Raw genomic sequence first — 17,534 nt, forward strand, 5'->3', positions numbered from 1 at the left:
CGCTTATTTACAGACTGATTTTATTATCTTCTTATTTTTTGCGATCCTTCGCGTCTTGCTCAACTTCCTGTTTCCATTCCTCTGATATTGGTGCAGCATTCTGTTTGGCTTCTACGGCTTTATTGACTGCTTTATATGCCTTATCGTAACCCTTGCCATCTTGAACATAACCTGTGGCATTCGAACTCTTAATGCCGATATTATCCGCAGCCGTAATCGCATCAATATTGGCACCTAAGAAAATAAAGTCCCACTTATCTTCAACTTCTGCAGATTTAATCATAGATTTAATCTTAGCCTGACTATATTTGGTGCTACTGTTCTCTTCACCATCAGTAATAATCACAAACAAAACATTATTGTTCTTGGTGATTTTTCTATTCTCACGCATTTTCACCATGGTATCGCCAATGGCATCTAATAAAGCGGTATTGCCACCGACAGAATAGTCATCTAGCGTGAGGTTTTTAACTTTATCAATGGGTTCTCTATTGTGTAATAAACTGGTTTTATTATTAAACAACACAGTGGTAATAAAGGTTTTACCCGCTTTATTTCTATTTTCTGTCAGTACGCTGTTATATCCACCGACAGTGTCAGATTCAAATCCTGACATAGAACCGCTTTTATCCAAGATAAACACTAAGTCTAATACTTCAGTATCTTTAACGGGTTCAACAATGGATTTAGCGCCAGAGGCGCTGGAAAAAAAGAGTAGGAATGCAGCAGATATTGCAGTAAAAAATGAAGTCTTAAATAAATTCATCACTGAGCCTCTTTATAATATTATCCTAACAAAACTATCTCTTAGTTTCCGTGTTTCAACGGGATATCACATAAGATTACTCTGCTTAATTTATAAGCAAATTCTTAATTATAAAGGCGCTCAGATAAACTTAATGGAATAGACTTATCTTACCCACACACCATAATTTCTGAGTTTGTTTATTTCTTTAATAAACCCATCCAATTTTATATATTCCTCAGCCACATGACTGGAAGGACTTTCAGTATACGTTTCCACTAACTGAACAGTTAATTGATGATATTGCTTATTCAAGTCTTGATGAATATCGACTTTGTTCGCATTTTTCAGCGTTTCTGTTAGCGCGATAATCTCATTTGCCACCGATTGAACCTGTGGATCACGGAAAGCCACTTGAGGAATTTGATAACTTAAATGCTGACTAATCGAATTATTCTCTTCATTTTGCGGTGAATTAGGCACTAAATTTTGATCGTGTTCGTTTGCAAAATATTCAATTAACTCTGATTGATCAAAACATTTTGATTTAATATCTTCTTGCTTGTATTGCTTATTTTCTGCCCCCGGCAACGCTTTGCCAATTGGGTAAGTACAACGGAATAAATTGCCATCAATCACCACGGCATTACTGCTTTTAATGGGTAAGCTTAATTCGTGCCCATAAATAGTGACATTTCGCGACGTTGGCTGATAACCCTTATATTTACCTTGTTCGGTATACACTTCCGAGAACGTGTAATACACCCCTTGATTAGGGTTTAGGATCCCACCGGAATTATGTTCAAACACCATAAATTTGGTGACATGACCGGCATCATCTTCAAGCGTATGTTCACCACTAGCTAATGATACTGAGCCATACTGGCTAGGTTCGACCTGATAATCTTTACCGTCCACTTTAAAGGAAATCGTGTTTTCTGTCGGATTGCTATAATAAAACTTTCCTTTATTTCCCATAAGATCAAGATCACCACAAGCAGTAATCAATAGCATTACTGTCGTGAGCAGGCTGACTTTCAATATAGCTTTCATGTATATCCTCAACATATTACACATCAAAAAAACAGACCAAAAAATAAACAGTCAAGGGAGGTAATCTTATTCATCTCAATAAAAATAGTTTTACGATTAGTGCTTAATACTTCTTACTTGTTGAAAATCAAACAATCATAATGAACTATAAAAAATCTGATATAGAAGTGCGCTGTAAAATTAAGATTGATGAGTAGGCGTACGACGTAATGCTCTAAATAATAGCTGAAAAACGGATTCCATCATTGGCGTTAGCGTTTGGTTATTACGCATTAAAGATATTGAGCGCATTAATGCGGGTTGTTGTAACTGTAAAACTTTTAGTTCCGGATCCCGTAAATGCACCGTGTATAACTGAGGTAAAATGCCAATCGCTAATTTCGACCTGACTAATCCATATAAGGTTTCAATATAATCGACTTGATAACGCGGATTAATATTAAAACGATTACTTTCAATTGTTGCGCTCACTAGTCGATTAATATTTCCTTTCGAAAACATGGCAATATCACGGTTATTTAACAGCTTCCACGGCAGATGAAATGCATTATCTGAAATAAATTCATCACAGTGGATCACCGCAACAAATGGGTCATCTTGTAAAGGATATAAAGTTAACTCTTCAGGAACGGAGCTATCCAATACGCCTATTCCAAAATCAATTTCGTTATTCACCAATTTATTTACTAATGCATCATTGGTTTGGTCATAAAATTCCACATTCAGCTTAGGAAAATGTTGCTGTAATTGCTCAGGAATAATCGGGAATAATAACGAACTGACAGAAGGAACCAATCCAATACGCAATGTGCCATCGCCCCCCTCCTCGATAATTTTTTGAATATCACTGAAGCCTCGGTGAGAAACACTTAAAATACGCTCCGCATGGGGTAAAATTGCGGCGCCTAACTCTGTCAACGTCACTGACGCCGCTGTGCGGTTAATTAACTTGCCGCCAATCACGGTTTCAATCTGCCGTATCGCGCTGCTCAATGCAGGCTGGCTCACCGCTAAGCGATTTGCGGTTTCGGTAAAATGACGCAGATGTGCAAGAGTCACAAAATATTGCAACTGCTTTAATGTTAATGCCGGAAGGCGCTGCCATGGCTCAGTCATTGTATTTCCTCGCAAATCGGATCGTCATTCTTATCATGATGCGCCGCATTATAACCTCTCTTTATGATTCGATAAATTTTATCATCTTGGCAAACGTTTGCCTTGCTCATAAAGTAGCGGCATAAATCTTTGAGATGGTGTTTTATGAAGCTAACAAATCAAACTCGACGTCGCGCCGTACAAGCCGCAAAAGGCGAAGTGCCTTTTGATCTTTTACTCACTAACGCCAATATTATCGATATGGCCACTGGGGAAATTCGACCTGCAGATATCGGTATTGTTGAAGGACTGATCGCCAGCGTACATCCAACGGGAAGTCGTACTGATAGTCATGAAGCCCATAATTTATCGGGAAAATTTATTTCTCCAGGTTTTATTGATACCCACGTTCATTTAGAAAGCTCTCACCTTCCTCCTGCTCGTTATGCTGAAATTGTCCTCACACAAGGCACCACAGCCGTATTTTGGGATCCCCACGAACTTGCCAACGTATTGGGATTAGATGGCGTACGCTATGCCATTGATGCTAGCCGTAATTTGCCGCTTGATGTGATGGTTGCTGCCCCCTCTTCTGTGCCGTCAACTCCCGGTTTAGAAATGTCAGGTGCAGACTTCGCAGGACAAGAGATGTCCACTATGCTGAGCTGGCCAGAAGTACGAGGTGTGGCAGAAGTGATGGATATGTTCGGCGTGCTAAATGGCAGCGAACGCATGGAAGAGATCCTCGATGCAGGATTAAACTCCGGCAAAATCATTGAAGGTCATGCCCGCGGGTTAAAAGGCGCTGATTTACAAGCCTATCTCGCTGCTGGCGTCACTTCAGATCATGAGCTTACTTCAGCGGAAGATGCCCTCGAAAAATTACGTGCTGGGCTAACACTGGAAATTCGTGGCTCTCACCCGTATCTGCTCCCTGAAATTGTGGCGGCATTACAAACACTGCCTCATTTATCCTCACAAATCGCGGTATGCACAGACGATGTTCCGCCAGACATATTGATTGAAAAAGGCGGAGTGATTGCGCTGCTGAATTTATTAATTGAGCACGGTATGAAAGCGACTGATGTGTTGCGCTTTGCGACACTCAATGGCGCAATTCGCCTACAGCGCAACGACTTAGGTTTGATAGCCGCAGGTCGCCGCGCCAACTTAGTAGTTCTTGATTCACTCGATACCTTAAAAGCTCTGCAAGTTTATGTCGACGGCAAAAAAGTGGCAGAAAATGGGCAACTTATTTCGCCAATTACCACTGAAAATACGATTTTACCGCCATGCGATACTATGCACCTGACGCCAATCTCCCCCCAAGATTGCCAGCTTCAATTAGCTGACCTGCAAAATGGCACTGCACGCTTACGCCATATTAGCGGGGCCCGCTTTACTCAGTGGGGAGAGGTCGATGTTCAAGTCGAAAACGGTATCGTGCAACTGCCAGATGAATTTAGTTTGATCCGTGTACAACATCGCCATGGACGCCATGATGCCAAACCACAAATTGCCTTACTAAAAGGATGGGGAGAATTACGAGGCGCCATTGCCACCAGCTATTCCCATGATTCCCATAACCTTGTCGTGCTCGGGCGTGATGCCAACGATATGGCGATGGCTGCCAATCTACTGATTGAAAGCGGTGGCGGTATGGCATTAGTTCAAGACGGCAAGATCCTTGCTCATGTGGCCATGCCAATTGCAGGTATGCTATCGGAATTACCTGCACCTGAGCTGGCAGAACAATTTCGTCAACTCAGAGAATTGAGCAGCCAGATTGCTGACTGGGAACCTCCGTATCGCGTATTCAAAGCCATTGAAGGTACTTGCCTTGCTTGTAATGCAGGCCCTCATTTAACCGATTTAGGACTGACTTGCGGTACCACCCGCCAGATAGTTGATGCCGTCTTAGAACGTACCGAAAGCGATAACTGTAGTAAAAATACTCATCCAATAAAAAATAATGATAGGAGCGCCAATTAATGGCTAACGATTCTCTTCATCAGCCAACATCAGGGAGTTGGTTAGAAAGGCGTTTTGCGCTGCGTGAACGTGGTAGTTCAATCAGAACAGAATGCCTCGCCGGAGCCACAGGGTTCCTTGCAGCTGCCTATTTGCTGGTGGTTATTCCCGGCCTGTTAGCCGCAGGCGGTATGGATAAAGGCGCAGCGACCACAGGCACTATCATCGTATTTGTACTCGCTAGCCTATTAATGGCGTTCTACGCCAACCTGCCTTTTATTGTGGGTCCCGGTATTGGTGGCTCGGTGTTAGTAGGGATCACCCTTGCAGGTAGTGAAGGGATTGATTGGCAAATCGGTTTAGGTATCGCCTGCTGGTCTGGAATTTTATTTTTCCTGTTAACCAAATTTGGTTTGCGTGAAGTAGTAACTCGCTCCGTTCCACAATCCATTAAGTTGGGCTTAACGGCCTCTATCGGCCTGTTTGTGGCAGTATTGGGCTTTCGTAATGCTGGTTTAGTATTAGCCAACCCAAAAACTAACGCATTAATGCTGGGGGATTTTCTCTCTCCGGGTGCCTTAGTGGCTCTCGCAGGTTTCTTTGTGGCTATCGCATTACAGGCTCGCCGTATTCCTGGTGGGATCTTATGGGCCATTTTGTTCGCTACTATACTGGGCATTCCGTTTGGCGTCACAAAGTTACCCGAAAGCTTTATCGGCATGCCGCATTCTATTGCTCCAGTCTTAGGTCAGGTAGATTTAATTGGCGCCTTAAACATCGCCTTCTTACCTTTCTTATTCGTGTTCTTCGCAGCGGAATTTTTCTCCACCATGGGAACCACATTAGCGGTTGGTGGCGAAGCTGGATTACTGGATAAAGAAGGCAACATGCCGAATATCAATCGCCCGTTTATTGTGGATTCTATCGCAGCAGCGTTAGGTCCAATGGTGGGTATCCCAGCAGCAACCGCATTAATTGAATCTTCAGCAGCCGCAGAAGCAGGCGGTAAAACCGGTATGACCGCATTAGCGGCGGCGTTCATGTTCCTGCTAATGTTACTGTTCACCCCAATCGCATTAATGATCCCAGCACAAGCCACCGCACCTGCATTGATTTTAATTGGCTTAAATATGTTCAGCGGATTACGTAAAGTGGATTTAGCTAACTTTACCGACGGCCTGCCAGTATTAATGATGGTGATGATCACGTTAATCGCGAATAGCTTCGGTACAGGGATTGCAGGCGGGTTACTGTTCTATATCTTGATTAAAGCCGTGGCAGGCAAGTGGCGAGAAATCCCAATCAGCCTGTGGATCCTCGCGGTACCATTAGTGTATTACTTCTCAACGTTAGTGAAGCACTAAGTCTGCTCCCCTCTTTATTAAAATAGCCTCTATTTGAGGCTATTTTTCTATCTGTCTCTGATTTAAATCTGCAGATTAAATCAGTGGTGGAATTTGAGGCTGAATAGGCACTTCGATCACCGTTGGACCTTGGCGCTTAAATGCCTCACGGCAAGCCGCTTTGACCTCATCCACCGTCGTGGCTTTTAACGCCGTGCAACCATAACCTTTACCCAATGCCACAATATCCAAGTTTGGAATATCCAGCCCAGGAACCCCCGGCGTCTCTTCTAACACCGCGAAAGATTTTAAAATGGCATATTCGCTATTTCGTGGGATCACAAACACAATCGGTAAATTATGTTGTGCAGCGCTCCATAGCCCTTGAATCGAGTATTGCATCGAGCCATCGCCAATAATCGACATCACAGGGCGGTGTCGGCCACTGTCTTTTTCCGCTAAGGCAATTCCCACGCTTGCTGGTAAGTTCCAACCTAATGATCCACTGGCAAAGGTATAGAAAGAATCCGGTGCATCGATTGGCCATTCACGGTGCAACTCGCCAAGGTTTGATGGCGACTCCTCCACTAATATTGTCTCTTTCGGGGAAACGTCTCTCAGTGCTTTAAACAGCTGCGCTGCACTTAATACCGTTGAATTTCCTTTCACCTCAGGCGCAGCAGGATGTGTAGCCATACCATGAGACTGTTTCTCAACCTTATTTTTCGAGGCCGTTCTGGCATTCACTAACGATGTCAGTCCTTCAATGGCCAATACCGCATCACTGAGTAAGCTGTCGCCAACGGGTGCTCTTCCTACCTCGATAGGATCATCGGTAATGTGCAGTAAACGCATTCCATCTGGTAAATAACTTCCTGCTACATAAGGATAATAACGGAAAACAGGCGCCCCAATAATCAACGCCAAATCATGTCCTTTCAACTTGTCTGACAGCGGCCCCATAGCAAAAGGCAACCCACCTGCATACAACGGATGAGTTTCAGGGAATGGCGGACGTTCCGATGCTGGCGCCGCCCAAACAGGCACATTCAATTTTTCGGCTAATGCAATGCCCGCGTCCCAGCCTTCCCCCCGCGCAATGGCGGAGCCATAAATTAATACTGGATTTTTGGCGGCATTAAACGCATCGGCAAACGCTTGTAAACGAACAGGGTCATAGCCTATGCGCTGGGAAACTTCACGAACAACCGCCTCTTGGGCAATGGCTGGTTTATCCCAATCGTCAAGGGGGATTGATAAGAAAACGGGGCCTGCTGGTGGTTGAAGTGCCATCGCATATGCTCGCATAAACGCAGCAGGGACATCTTCCGCACGCTCAGGCTGATAGCTCCACTTAACCCATGGCTTTGGAAGAGTTTCAGGCTCAATATTGGTTAGCCAAGGCTCCATCAGCAACATTTCACGGGTTTGGTTACCCGCCGTGATAATCAGTGGCGTACGGTTCATATAAGCGGTCAGAATATTACTCATCCCATTACTTAGCCCCGCAGAGGTATGCAGGTTGACCATCGCCACTTTGCGCATGCCTTGGGCATAACCATCTGCGGCTGCAACGGCAGAAGCTTCATGCAATGTTTGGATATAACGAAAATCGCTCGGAAAATCTTTTAAGAATGTTTCTTCCGTCGAGCCGGGATTCCCAAAAATAGTGGTAATGTTCAGTTGACGTAGTAAATCAAAAGTCACTTGGCGAATGGTTTTCTTCATTTAAAATACCCTAATTAAGATACCTGAATTAACGCCCATCATAACCAATCCCTACAATGAAGAATATTGACTCATCCGAGCACTAGGGCATTAATAAAATCCACTCTATTTTTTAATTATCATTAAATACAATTAGTTAAATAAACATCTTGTTTCGATGATAACAATACAATGGGAATAAATACTGCCCTCTGAGATTTAATCCATATAAAGCATGAAAGGTACTTAAGAATATTGGTCTTTATACTAATTTCAGTCTTAATTTGTCGCACAAAAAGCAGATTCATCGTCATCAAAACTGGCTAAAACGTGAGTTACGTTGCAATTTCTTAACATTCATTAACAATATAGCGGCTTTTATGCCGCCCATCACATTTCCAACAATTACCACGACTTAACGCCAGCGCTGATGCTCGAAAAGAGACAGCAAAATTACGTAATTTTCTCAGTAGATGAGAGAAATTTAAATATCCTATTAAATCAATGCAATAGGTAATGTTTAGTAATTTTATTAATTTAATAACCCTCTAGTAATGACTTAAACCAATCAATAAAAGTGATTTTTTCATACGATTTACTTAACTAAAAGTTATAGCAACCCCAATAAAACTCATTGTTAAACAAAAGTTAAGCAAAGTAATTTAATTTAACACTAATGTTAAATCGCAAAAGTGAATGCTCTGGTAAATAAATGTGAGGTAAAAATAATGACCCTAGATGCCAGCTATACGCTATTGTTTGCATGCTTAGCGCTGCTTATTGGGATGATTGTGGTGAAAATCAGCCCTTTTCTACAGAAAAACCATATTCCTGATGCTGTTGTCGGCGGATTTATTGTTGCTATCGTTTTATTAATTGTTGATAAAGCGGCAGGCTATACTTTCTCGTTTGATACCTCATTACAAAGCACATTGATGATCGCCTTCTTCTCATCAATTGGTTTAAGTTCAGATTTTTCGCGATTAATAAAAGGCGGGAAACCTCTCGTTATTTTAACACTTGCTGTAACCATCTTGATTGTGATCCAAAACGCTGTCGGCATGGGTATGGCAGTGATGCTAAACGAAAGTCCATTTATCGGTCTGATTGCAGGTTCAATCACCTTAACAGGTGGTCACGGTAACGCCGGTGCTTGGGGTCCTATCCTTGCCGATAAATATGGCGTAACAGGCGCTGTTGAGCTGGCGATGGCGTGTGCGACTATGGGTCTGGTTCTAGGTGGACTAGTCGGGGGGCCTGTCGCTCGCCACTTACTGAAAAAAGTGACCATTCCAAAAGCGACCGAACAAGAAAAAGAGACCATCCTTGAAGCATTTGAACAACCAACGGTAAAAAGAAAAATCAACGCCAATAACATCATTGAAACCATTTCAATGCTGATTATCTGTATCGTTGCGGGTAGCTATATCAGTGAGTTAGTAAAAGATACGCCAATGCACTTACCGACTTTCGTTTGGTGTTTATTTGTCGGTATCATCATCCGTAACGTCTTAACTCACGTGTTTAAACATGAAGTTTTCGAGCCGACTGTTGACGTTTTAGGTAGCGTGGCGCTCTCGTTATTCCTTGCTATTGCGCTAATGTCATTGAAGTTTGGTCAATTAGCTAGCATGGCGGGTCCAGTATTAATCATTATTGCGGTACAAACCGTTGTGATGGTGTTATTCGCCTGCTTTGTCACCTTCAAGATGATGGGCAGTGACTATGATGCTGTCGTTATCAGTGCGGGTCACTGTGGGTTCGGGATGGGGGCAACGCCAACGGCAATCGCTAACATGCAGACCGTTACTCGTGCATTCAGCCCATCACACAAAGCCTTCTTAGTGGTACCGATGGTCGGTGCGTTCTTGGTGGATATCACCAACAGTATCATCATCAAGTTATATATTGAATTAGGCGCAGCCATCGCATAATCCTTGATAGCACATGCCGGCTCATAACCAAAAGTATATGAGCTGGCATTTTTCATTTCTGGTAAGTGACCTCGATATCGGATCCATGGCATTTTTTTCTGTAGAATAAGAAAAAATGCAAAGTATTACCAAGTTCTAACCATGGACGACCAATAATGAAGTTAAGGCACCTTGATATCTTTTATGCAGTGATGACCTGCGGTTCACTCACTCGCGCAGCAGAAGTTCTGCATATTTCCCAGCCAGCGGCGAGTAAAGCCCTCAAACATGCTGAACAGCAATTGGGGCTCGTTTTATTCCAACGGATCCGAGGGAAATTACTGCCAACAGATGAAGCCAATTTATTATTTGAAGAGGCGAAAGAGGTTTATCAGAATTTAGATAGACTCAGAATTTTGGCACAGAATTTATCCAGAAACCCACAAGGGAAATTAGCGATTGGCTGTTTACCTAGTCTTGGCCTTAACCTAGTGCCTGAAGTCACCGCGCTATTTATTAAAAAACACCCGAATATAAAACTCACTATTGGAACCCATCACACCACGGATATTTTGCAATTATTAACGCAGCAAGATCTTGATATCGGTATTGCATTTAATTTGGCGATTGAAGGTGGGATCACCGTATTGCCTGTTGCTGATATTCCACTCGTCTATGTGGATAGCCAGACTCCCGTAAAATCTCCCGTTTCACTGGTGGATATTGATCAAGACCGCTGGATCCACCCAGGCTCCGACTCCCTCTCTCAACTGCTACAGCAGAGACATGAGTTCCAAGAATCCAATATCAGCGTACACACCTACCACATGGCGGCGGAGTTCGTTCGTGCTGGCCTAGGTTGCAGTATTACCGACATTTTTTCTGCGGAACATACCTTGCCAGAATCGATGATCTACCCGCTTAAAGAGAACTTGCATTTAGCTGTATCCGTTTTCCATCGCGCGGATAGACCGCTCACAAAAGCCGCACAAAATTATGTAAACACCTTGTCATTAATACTAAAAAAACGCAACGCAGTAGTTAACCAAAAGTTATACTCCAGTGATGAAAACTCAATTGTTTAGTCTGACTATTCGCCGTTAAATGATAACTCCTACGTTATTATTGGTTGCGGAATATTATGACTAAACATGTGGTAGTGATCGGTGCTGGAGTGATTGGATTAAGTACTGCATATGCTTTAATTAAAGCAGGTCAAACCGTCACATTAATTGAATCTGATTCTGACGTTGGCATGGAAACCAGCTTTGCCAATGGTGGACAATTAAGTTATCGCTATGTTTCGCCACTTGCAGATGCAGGCGTTCCATTACAAGGCTTACGCTGGATGGGTAAAAATGATTCCCCATTAAATTTGAGAATCGATTTTACATTACAGCAGCTTTCTTGGATGACCCAATTCACCTTAGCCTGTAACCGCACAACCAATAAAATTAATGGCGCTCATTTATTACGATTATCACTACTCAGTCAAAATGTCATGAATACTTGGCGTACGAATGGTGATATTGCTGATTTCGCTTGGGAAAAATCAGGAAAATTAATTATCCATCGCGAGCAATCTAGCTTTAAAAAAGCCAGTGAAACCGTGGATAAGGAATTTCAAAAAGTCCTGAATGCGGATGAAATCGTTGAATTAGAGCCTGCATTAAAGAATATCCAATCACAACTAGTTGGCGCGATTTACGCGCCCGATGATGAAACCGCTGATTGTTATTTATTCTGCAAAAATATTCTGGCTTATTTATCAACACAGCCACAATTTACATTGTGTCTTGAGCACTCGGTCAAATCCTTTATTAAGCATGGCAATACCATTACGGGTGTAGAAACAAATCAAGGCACAATTCAAGCGGATGATGTGGTGATTTGCGCAGGCAATGGTAGCCGTGAGTTATTAAAGCCCCTTGGCATTGATGTGCCAATTCTCGGTTTAAAAGGCTACAGCCTCAGTGTGGAATATCCACAAATGGCACATATTGTTCCTAAACTTAGCGTGACCGACTATGGCAATAAAATTGTCTACGCCAAACTTAATGATCAATTACGCATCGCGGCCATGGTCGATATTGGTTATGACAAATTTGGATTACGAGAAAACAGAATTTCTGCATTAAAAAACATTATTAAAAAAACATTCCCGAATTTACCTAAAATTGATGAAGCAGAAACATGGTGCGGTTTACGTCCGTCAACACCAAAGGGACCGCCAATGTTAGGCAAAACTACACACAGCAACTTATGGCTCAATGTGGGTCACGGCAGTTTAGGTTTTACATTAGCAGCGGGTAGCGCAGAGATATTAACTCAGCTCATTACCCAGCAACGCTCCCCTATTTCACTAGAAGGATTAACGAGGTAATTAATGTCCATTAAACGTAATAACCCAAAACCACGCTTAGCAGACAGCGTTGAATATGCTGGATTAGTTTACTTATCTGGACAAGTGCCTACGGATTTAACCGGGGATATTACCGCTCAAACCCAAGATGTATTAAACAAAATTGATGCATTATTAGCCGCTAGTAATAGCGACAAAACCCGTATTTTATCTGCTCAAGTGTGGATAAAAGATATGAAGCGTGATTTTGCTGACTTTAATACCGTTTGGGAAACTTGGATGCCAGCTGAATTTAGCCCTGCTCGCGCCGCTGTTGAAGCGAATATGGCACGTGAGCAAGTACTCGTTGAAGTGATGGTGACCGCAGCACAACGCTAATATTCGCTTCACCTAGGGCATTCAAAAGATTAAATTTATTCTCTTGGATGCCTTTTTTATCTTTTTTTACATCCTTTTCGTACATTTCACTGCGTCAATATTCTTTTTATTATCATTTCTTATAAAAAAAACACTCCCACATTTGATATTCCAGCTACTATTATCAGTATACAAAAATAAAATAATCACCTAAAAATTAAAAATAAATTTATTTTTTATTTTGTTGAATGATTCTAATATGGAGAAATCACATGATCCAAACTGTTATTGAACATGTTTTATCCAGATTACAAGCACTCGGTATTAATGATATTTTTGGTGTTGCAGGTGATTATGCCTTTCCTATTAATGATGCCGTCTGTGCCTCCCAAAATTTACGTTGGGTAGGAAACTGCAATGAATTAAATGCGGCCTATGCCGCAGATGGTTACGCTCGCGTAAAAGGGTTTGCGGCACTCGCAACAACCTTCGCAGTTGGAGAACTCAGTGCATTAAATGGCATTGCAGGGGCGTATGCAGAAAGATTACCTATTTTTCATTTAGTCGGAATGCCTGCCAGCCATATCCAAAAAAATCAACCTATTATGCACCATACTTTAGGTGATGGTGATTTCGAGGTATTTTATAAAGTTGCTCAATCCTTTTCGTGTGCTCACGCGATTTTGACACCAGAAAACTGTGTCAGTGAAATGACCCGTTTAATCGCTCAGGCTTTTGCTCAAAGGCGCCCTGTTTATATTGGCATACCTGCTGATCATGCCGTGAAACGCATCGTAGTACAGAGTATCAAGCCGTTCACATTACCAAGTAGTCGTCCTGATACCTTAAAAAAAGTCCTCAGTTTGATAGTCAATAAACTCAGCCACAGTGAATCCCCATGCGCCTTACTGGGTTCTCTCATATCACGATTTGACTTAGTCAAAGAAGTAGAAGTACTGATTAAAATCACTCACTTACCTTATGCCACAATGTTTATGGATAAAGGTGTTTTAAATGAAACCCACTCACAATATATAGGCATGTACAGTGGACATTTAATGAACCCAGCCATTGCTGAGTTTATTGAAGGCTGCGATTGTATTCTCAATATTGGCGCGATGATGAGTGATGTAAACACAGGGTGTTTCACTGCAGATCTTGATACAAATAATATGATCCACATAATGGATAATTATGTCGTTATCGATGCAATTCGATATTCCGATGTTTATATTTATGAACTACTTGCTGAGCTAAGAGATATTCTGACATTTATTCCGAGCAACTCAATAAAAGTTCACGGCCTAGGTGAACCAATCAGTAATGCTAACGGAAAAATAACCAGTGATTATTTATACCCGCGATTTGAACAATTTATTAAGCAAAATGACATCGTTATAGCGGACACAGGAACATTTTCCATGGGATTAGGCTTTGCACTTCTTCCTAAAGAAGTGTCTTTTCAAACTCAATCCCTATGGGGTTCGATTGGCTGGGCAACCCCTGCGGCACTAGGTGCAGCACTTGCAGCGCCTCATCGCCGCGTGATCCTTGCTACCGGCGAAGGCTCCCATCAATTAACCGCGCAAGAAATTAGCTTATTTGCTCGCTGGGGGCTGAAACCACTTATTTTTGTGCTCAATAATGATGGCTATTTAATTGAACGCCTTTTCTGCCATGAACCCGAGACCTATTACAACGATGTCCACCCTTGGAACTATGCTCAGCTTCCCGCAACCCTTGGATGCAAAAATTGGTATTGTCAGAAAATCACCACTTGCGATGAACTCGATCGAGTTCTCAATACACTCGAAAGAATAGATACTGCCGCCTATATTGAAATCGTAACCGACAGATATGAAGCCTCAGATTTGCTGCAAGCAATGGGAAAGATAATCAGGGCAGAAACACCAAAACATCTTAAATAATGACGCTTAGCCACCCTAGGCCACGGTGGCTCACAATCATCAACAACAAGAGCCTCAGCGTCGCCTCCGGCGGATCCACCAAACACCAACAATTACCAAAACAATGATAGCTAGCCAAGAGAAATGTGGGTGAAATGGGAGCGCTAAGACAAGTGAGCTGATAAAGTATCCGATAGAAACAATCAAACATCCCCAAATCGCGCCGCCAAGGATATTTAATACAAAAAATCTGAGCGGATTTACCTTACTAGCACCAATAATAATCGGTCCAACCGTTCTCATTCCATATGCAAAACGGATCCCAATAATAATCCAATTTTCATGGCGTTGTATTAACTGCTGAACCCGTACAATCTTACTTTGATGTTTTTGAAATCTAGGCAATACCCGCGCTCCCGCATAACGCCCGACAAAAAAAAGCACATTGTCACTGACGACACCACCAAGCGCAGCAAATAACATCGTCAAAGGATAAGAGAGTAATTGATTATGTGCGGCCACTCCCGATAGAAAAGCTGCCGTTTCCCCTTCAAGCATCGCGCCAAGAAATACAGCCCAATAGCCATATTCCATTAACCACTGAGTTAATACTTCAGACATAAGACTGAGATCCCTTCCTGAACAACTGATAATGGATATCTTTAGCTAAAATCTTAACACAGATAAAATTAAATTTTTGTTTGTATTCTTGGTAATTCAATAAGGTGGGAGCTTTGCGGCTAAAATGAATGGCGTATAAAAAAACTGCACTTAACGACAACTTAAGTGCAGGGGATCACGACGCATAAAATATAAATATAGACTATTTATTGTATAAGCTAGCATTGATTGAAATATCGTTACCTTCACCTTCAGAGTTCACTGAGGTAATAATAAAGTATTTTGCGCCCGCTTCATCCGCTTTTTGTGAAACTGCATTCACATAATCCGTTGTTGTCGCTGCATTCATTACGATATTAATGTTACCAACTAATTTCATTTCCATGGACTGAACATAATTAATCTCAGTTGCACTCATCGCAAATGGACTTAAAAACATCAAAGAAACCAATGCTATTTTTAATTTATTCATCAAAATCACCTCTTATTAAAATAACGCCATCATTTAAATACATTCTTTTTTAGAAAATTAAATTATGAGCATCGTTAAAAGAATATTATTTACCTGATAATATAAGATTATATTTACCTATTAAAATAAAGAATGTAGCGATGAATATCAAATTTAATATCGTGCGAAAATTAGCATAAATTGCTTTTATTTATGCTATTTCTAACGTTTTAAATCAGCACTAAAAATATGGCTCAGCCTGATGTTAAAACGAATATAACGATGCCACAGACTTACCTAATTTTTTGGCCAGATCTGAAGCTGCATATCTATCCATAACCATCTCAATATAGACGGCTGAATCCGTCACTTCAGCGTGTTTAATAGCAGCGTCTAATTCATCGCAAGTGGTGACTTTTTGGCAATACCAATCAGTGCAACCTAATGCTGCAGGTAATTGTGCATAATTCCACTGCGGTAAGTCGTTGTAGTAAGCTTCTGGCTCTTTACATAATAATCGTTCAATTAAATAACCATCATTATTGAGCACAAAAATAATCGGTTTTAATCCAAAACGTGCAAACTGACTAATTTCTTGCGCGGTTAATTGATGGGAGCCTTCACCGGTCACTAAGATCACCCGCTTATTAGGTGCTGCAATTGCTGCGCCAAATGCTGCTGGCGTTGCCCAACCAATTGATCCCCATAATGTTTGGTTATGAAACTGAGCATCTTTAGGCAGTAAAGCAAAACCCAAGCCCATTGATGCTGTCCCTGTTTCAGCAATCACGATATCGTCGTCCTTGAACATTTTCTCTAAGCGCGGATACAGATATTGTGCGGTAATTTGACCGTTATCACCTTGTCGAGGCTCACCCAATCCTTGAGCCGCAATACCTTGATGCTTTAACGAAGGCACTAATGTTTGCAGTTTATCTAATACCTCTTTCATCATCACATTTGGGTAAACCGCTGAACCCACTTTCACCTGATCTGCTAAAATATTAATACGTTGCTCAGGGGAGATAGATGCCGTAAAACTGCCTGAGTTAAAATCCGTTAATACCGCGCCAATGCCTAAAATGCAGTCGCAACTTTCAACAAATTCGCCCACTTGGACATTCATTAGTTTGCCATTATAAATTCCCATATACGTCGGGTTAGATTCACTCACAATACTTTTGTCCATAAACATCGTGGCATACGGCAGGCCTGTCTTATCAATAATTGCCTGCACATCATCCGAATAGCCTAACCGCGCAGTCAAAATCCCCGGAATAATACAGGCTTTTTGGCTAGCATTGAGCTTCTCTAAAATGGCATTCACTGCGGCATTGAGTGACTGCGCATCACTTTTCTGTGACTCAGCTTTTTTATGTTTCCCATTAGCAATGACAGGCATCACCGCGTAATCAGATGGGAACCCCATATAGACAGGGCGACGTTCTTTTAGGGCTGCTGCAATTAATCGCTCGGTTTCATCAATGCAATTTTCAGGGGTTAATATCGCATAAGCACAGCTCAAATGCTGACTCATTTGATAAAACACATCAAAATCACCATTGCCTAAAGTGTGGTGAACAAGACGATGGTTTTTCTGAACACCACTCGCTGGCATGCCCACCAGATGGAAGACAGGTAAATGCTCAGCATAAGACCCCGCAAGACCATTCAACGCACTGAGTTCCCCCACGCCAAATGTTGTCGAAAGTGCGGCAACACCTTTGATTCTTGCGTAACCATCCGCGGCATAAGCGGCATTTAACTCATTACAATTACCAATCCAACGCAATGAGTCACTTTCACAAACGGCATCTTCAATCGGAAAAGCGTAATCCCCTGCGACCCCAAAAACTTCGTTGATACCCAGTGCTTGCAAGCGTTCCAGAACATATTCGATAACCGTTTTCATAATGTAATTCCTAATAATAATTTATGCTGATTATTCAGCTTTGTATTATTACTAGTCCTAATATTGCATTAACGGAAATTATTTATAATCATTATCG

Annotated in this window: 14 protein-coding genes; 7 read left to right on the top strand and 7 right to left on the bottom strand. The window is 41.9% G+C overall.

Annotated elements, in window-relative coordinates; genetic code table 11:
- Nucleotides 1–31: 31 nt before the first annotated feature.
- The 3 genes from GKR48_RS07300 to GKR48_RS07310 form a co-directional block, all read right to left on the bottom strand.
- The gene (locus tag GKR48_RS07300; protein WP_154627595.1) at nt 32–766 is read right to left on the bottom strand and encodes a vWA domain-containing protein; all 735 of its coding nucleotides are present in this window, start codon (nt 764–766) and stop codon (nt 32–34) included.
- 144 nt (nt 767–910) lie between these two features.
- Entirely contained in the window at nt 911–1,798 is an 888-nt protein-coding gene (locus GKR48_RS07305; protein ID WP_154627596.1) for a hypothetical protein, read from the bottom strand.
- A 180-nt stretch (nt 1,799–1,978) separates the two neighbouring features.
- On the bottom strand, nt 1,979–2,914 hold the full coding sequence (locus tag GKR48_RS07310; protein ID WP_154627597.1) for a LysR family transcriptional regulator: 936 nt from the start codon (nt 2,912–2,914) through the stop codon (nt 1,979–1,981).
- A 144-nt stretch (nt 2,915–3,058) separates the two neighbouring features.
- On the opposite strand from GKR48_RS07310, the gene GKR48_RS07315 reads away from it, so the two are divergent.
- Together GKR48_RS07315 and GKR48_RS07320 are read left to right on the top strand one after the other, a co-directional pair.
- Complete coding sequence (locus GKR48_RS07315; protein WP_154627598.1) at nt 3,059–4,885, top strand: adenine deaminase; 1,827 nt, start codon at nt 3,059–3,061, stop codon at nt 4,883–4,885.
- Entirely contained in the window at nt 4,885–6,228 is a 1,344-nt protein-coding gene (locus GKR48_RS07320) for an NCS2 family permease (RefSeq protein WP_154602381.1), read from the top strand. The genes GKR48_RS07315 and GKR48_RS07320 overlap by 1 nt, the downstream gene beginning before the upstream one ends.
- Nucleotides 6,229–6,303: 75 nt before the next feature.
- Here GKR48_RS07320 and mdlC read toward each other — a convergent pair whose 3' ends face one another.
- Complete coding sequence (gene mdlC, locus GKR48_RS07325) at nt 6,304–7,935, bottom strand: benzoylformate decarboxylase (protein ID WP_154627599.1); 1,632 nt, start codon at nt 7,933–7,935, stop codon at nt 6,304–6,306.
- A 707-nt stretch (nt 7,936–8,642) separates the two neighbouring features.
- Between mdlC and gltS the strand changes: the two genes are divergently transcribed.
- The 5 genes from gltS to GKR48_RS07350 all read left to right on the top strand — a co-directional run bounded on the left by gltS (nt 8,643) and on the right by GKR48_RS07350 (nt 14,474).
- Nucleotides 8,643–9,848: a sodium/glutamate symporter gene (gene gltS / locus GKR48_RS07330; RefSeq protein WP_154627600.1), complete on the top strand. Its 1,206-nt coding sequence runs from the start codon at nt 8,643–8,645 to the stop codon at nt 9,846–9,848.
- A 155-nt stretch (nt 9,849–10,003) separates the two neighbouring features.
- A complete protein-coding gene (locus GKR48_RS07335; protein WP_154627601.1) occupies nt 10,004–10,912 on the top strand; it encodes a LysR family transcriptional regulator in 909 nt (302 codons plus the stop codon).
- A 56-nt stretch (nt 10,913–10,968) separates the two neighbouring features.
- Nucleotides 10,969–12,210, top strand: a complete 1,242-nt coding sequence (locus GKR48_RS07340; protein ID WP_154627602.1) for a D-amino acid dehydrogenase — start codon at nt 10,969–10,971, stop codon at nt 12,208–12,210.
- Between the two features lie 3 nt (nt 12,211–12,213).
- Nucleotides 12,214–12,567 (top strand): RidA family protein, encoded by a 354-nt coding sequence (locus tag GKR48_RS07345; RefSeq protein WP_154627603.1) that lies wholly within the window; start codon nt 12,214–12,216, stop codon nt 12,565–12,567.
- 251 nt (nt 12,568–12,818) lie between these two features.
- Nucleotides 12,819–14,474 carry an alpha-keto acid decarboxylase family protein gene (locus GKR48_RS07350; RefSeq protein ID WP_154627604.1) on the top strand — a complete coding sequence of 552 codons (1,656 nt, stop codon included), beginning with the start codon at nt 12,819–12,821 and terminating at the stop codon, nt 14,472–14,474.
- 54 nt (nt 14,475–14,528) lie between these two features.
- Here the strand turns inward: GKR48_RS07350 and GKR48_RS07355 are convergent, their stop codons facing one another.
- The 3 genes from GKR48_RS07355 to GKR48_RS07365 form a co-directional block, all read right to left on the bottom strand.
- Nucleotides 14,529–15,074 carry a VTT domain-containing protein gene (locus GKR48_RS07355; protein ID WP_154627605.1) on the bottom strand — a complete coding sequence of 182 codons (546 nt, stop codon included), beginning with the start codon at nt 15,072–15,074 and terminating at the stop codon, nt 14,529–14,531.
- A 202-nt stretch (nt 15,075–15,276) separates the two neighbouring features.
- On the bottom strand, nt 15,277–15,546 hold the full coding sequence (locus GKR48_RS07360; protein WP_108478370.1) for a DUF1471 domain-containing protein: 270 nt from the start codon (nt 15,544–15,546) through the stop codon (nt 15,277–15,279).
- Between the two features lie 244 nt (nt 15,547–15,790).
- Nucleotides 15,791–17,437, bottom strand: coding sequence for an alpha-keto acid decarboxylase family protein (locus GKR48_RS07365; RefSeq protein ID WP_154627606.1), 1,647 nt, complete (start codon nt 17,435–17,437; stop codon nt 15,791–15,793).
- Nucleotides 17,438–17,534 lie beyond the last annotated feature (97 nt).

The sequence above is a fragment of the Providencia sp. wls1943 genome (genome assembly GCF_009706275.1).
Lineage (GTDB): Bacteria > Pseudomonadota > Gammaproteobacteria > Enterobacterales > Enterobacteriaceae > Providencia > Providencia zhijiangensis.

Bases quoted from the DNA above. Each gene is read 5' to 3' on its own strand.
- GKR48_RS07300 (WP_154627595.1), bottom strand. From the start codon at position 766: ATGAATTTATTTAAGACTTCATTTTTTACTGCAATATCTGCTGCATTC.
- GKR48_RS07305 (WP_154627596.1), bottom strand. From the start codon at position 1,798: ATGAAAGCTATATTGAAAGTCAGCCTGCTCACGACAGTAATGCTATTG.
- GKR48_RS07310 (WP_154627597.1), bottom strand. From the start codon at position 2,914: ATGACTGAGCCATGGCAGCGCCTTCCGGCATTAACATTAAAGCAGTTG.
- GKR48_RS07315 (WP_154627598.1), top strand. From the start codon at position 3,059: ATGAAGCTAACAAATCAAACTCGACGTCGCGCCGTACAAGCCGCAAAA.
- GKR48_RS07320 (WP_154602381.1), top strand. From the start codon at position 4,885: ATGGCTAACGATTCTCTTCATCAGCCAACATCAGGGAGTTGGTTAGAA.
- mdlC (WP_154627599.1), bottom strand. From the start codon at position 7,935: ATGAAGAAAACCATTCGCCAAGTGACTTTTGATTTACTACGTCAACTG.
- gltS (WP_154627600.1), top strand. From the start codon at position 8,643: ATGACCCTAGATGCCAGCTATACGCTATTGTTTGCATGCTTAGCGCTG.
- GKR48_RS07335 (WP_154627601.1), top strand. From the start codon at position 10,004: ATGAAGTTAAGGCACCTTGATATCTTTTATGCAGTGATGACCTGCGGT.
- GKR48_RS07340 (WP_154627602.1), top strand. From the start codon at position 10,969: ATGACTAAACATGTGGTAGTGATCGGTGCTGGAGTGATTGGATTAAGT.
- GKR48_RS07345 (WP_154627603.1), top strand. From the start codon at position 12,214: ATGTCCATTAAACGTAATAACCCAAAACCACGCTTAGCAGACAGCGTT.
- GKR48_RS07350 (WP_154627604.1), top strand. From the start codon at position 12,819: ATGATCCAAACTGTTATTGAACATGTTTTATCCAGATTACAAGCACTC.
- GKR48_RS07355 (WP_154627605.1), bottom strand. From the start codon at position 15,074: ATGTCTGAAGTATTAACTCAGTGGTTAATGGAATATGGCTATTGGGCT.
- GKR48_RS07360 (WP_108478370.1), bottom strand. From the start codon at position 15,546: ATGAATAAATTAAAAATAGCATTGGTTTCTTTGATGTTTTTAAGTCCA.
- GKR48_RS07365 (WP_154627606.1), bottom strand. From the start codon at position 17,437: ATGAAAACGGTTATCGAATATGTTCTGGAACGCTTGCAAGCACTGGGT.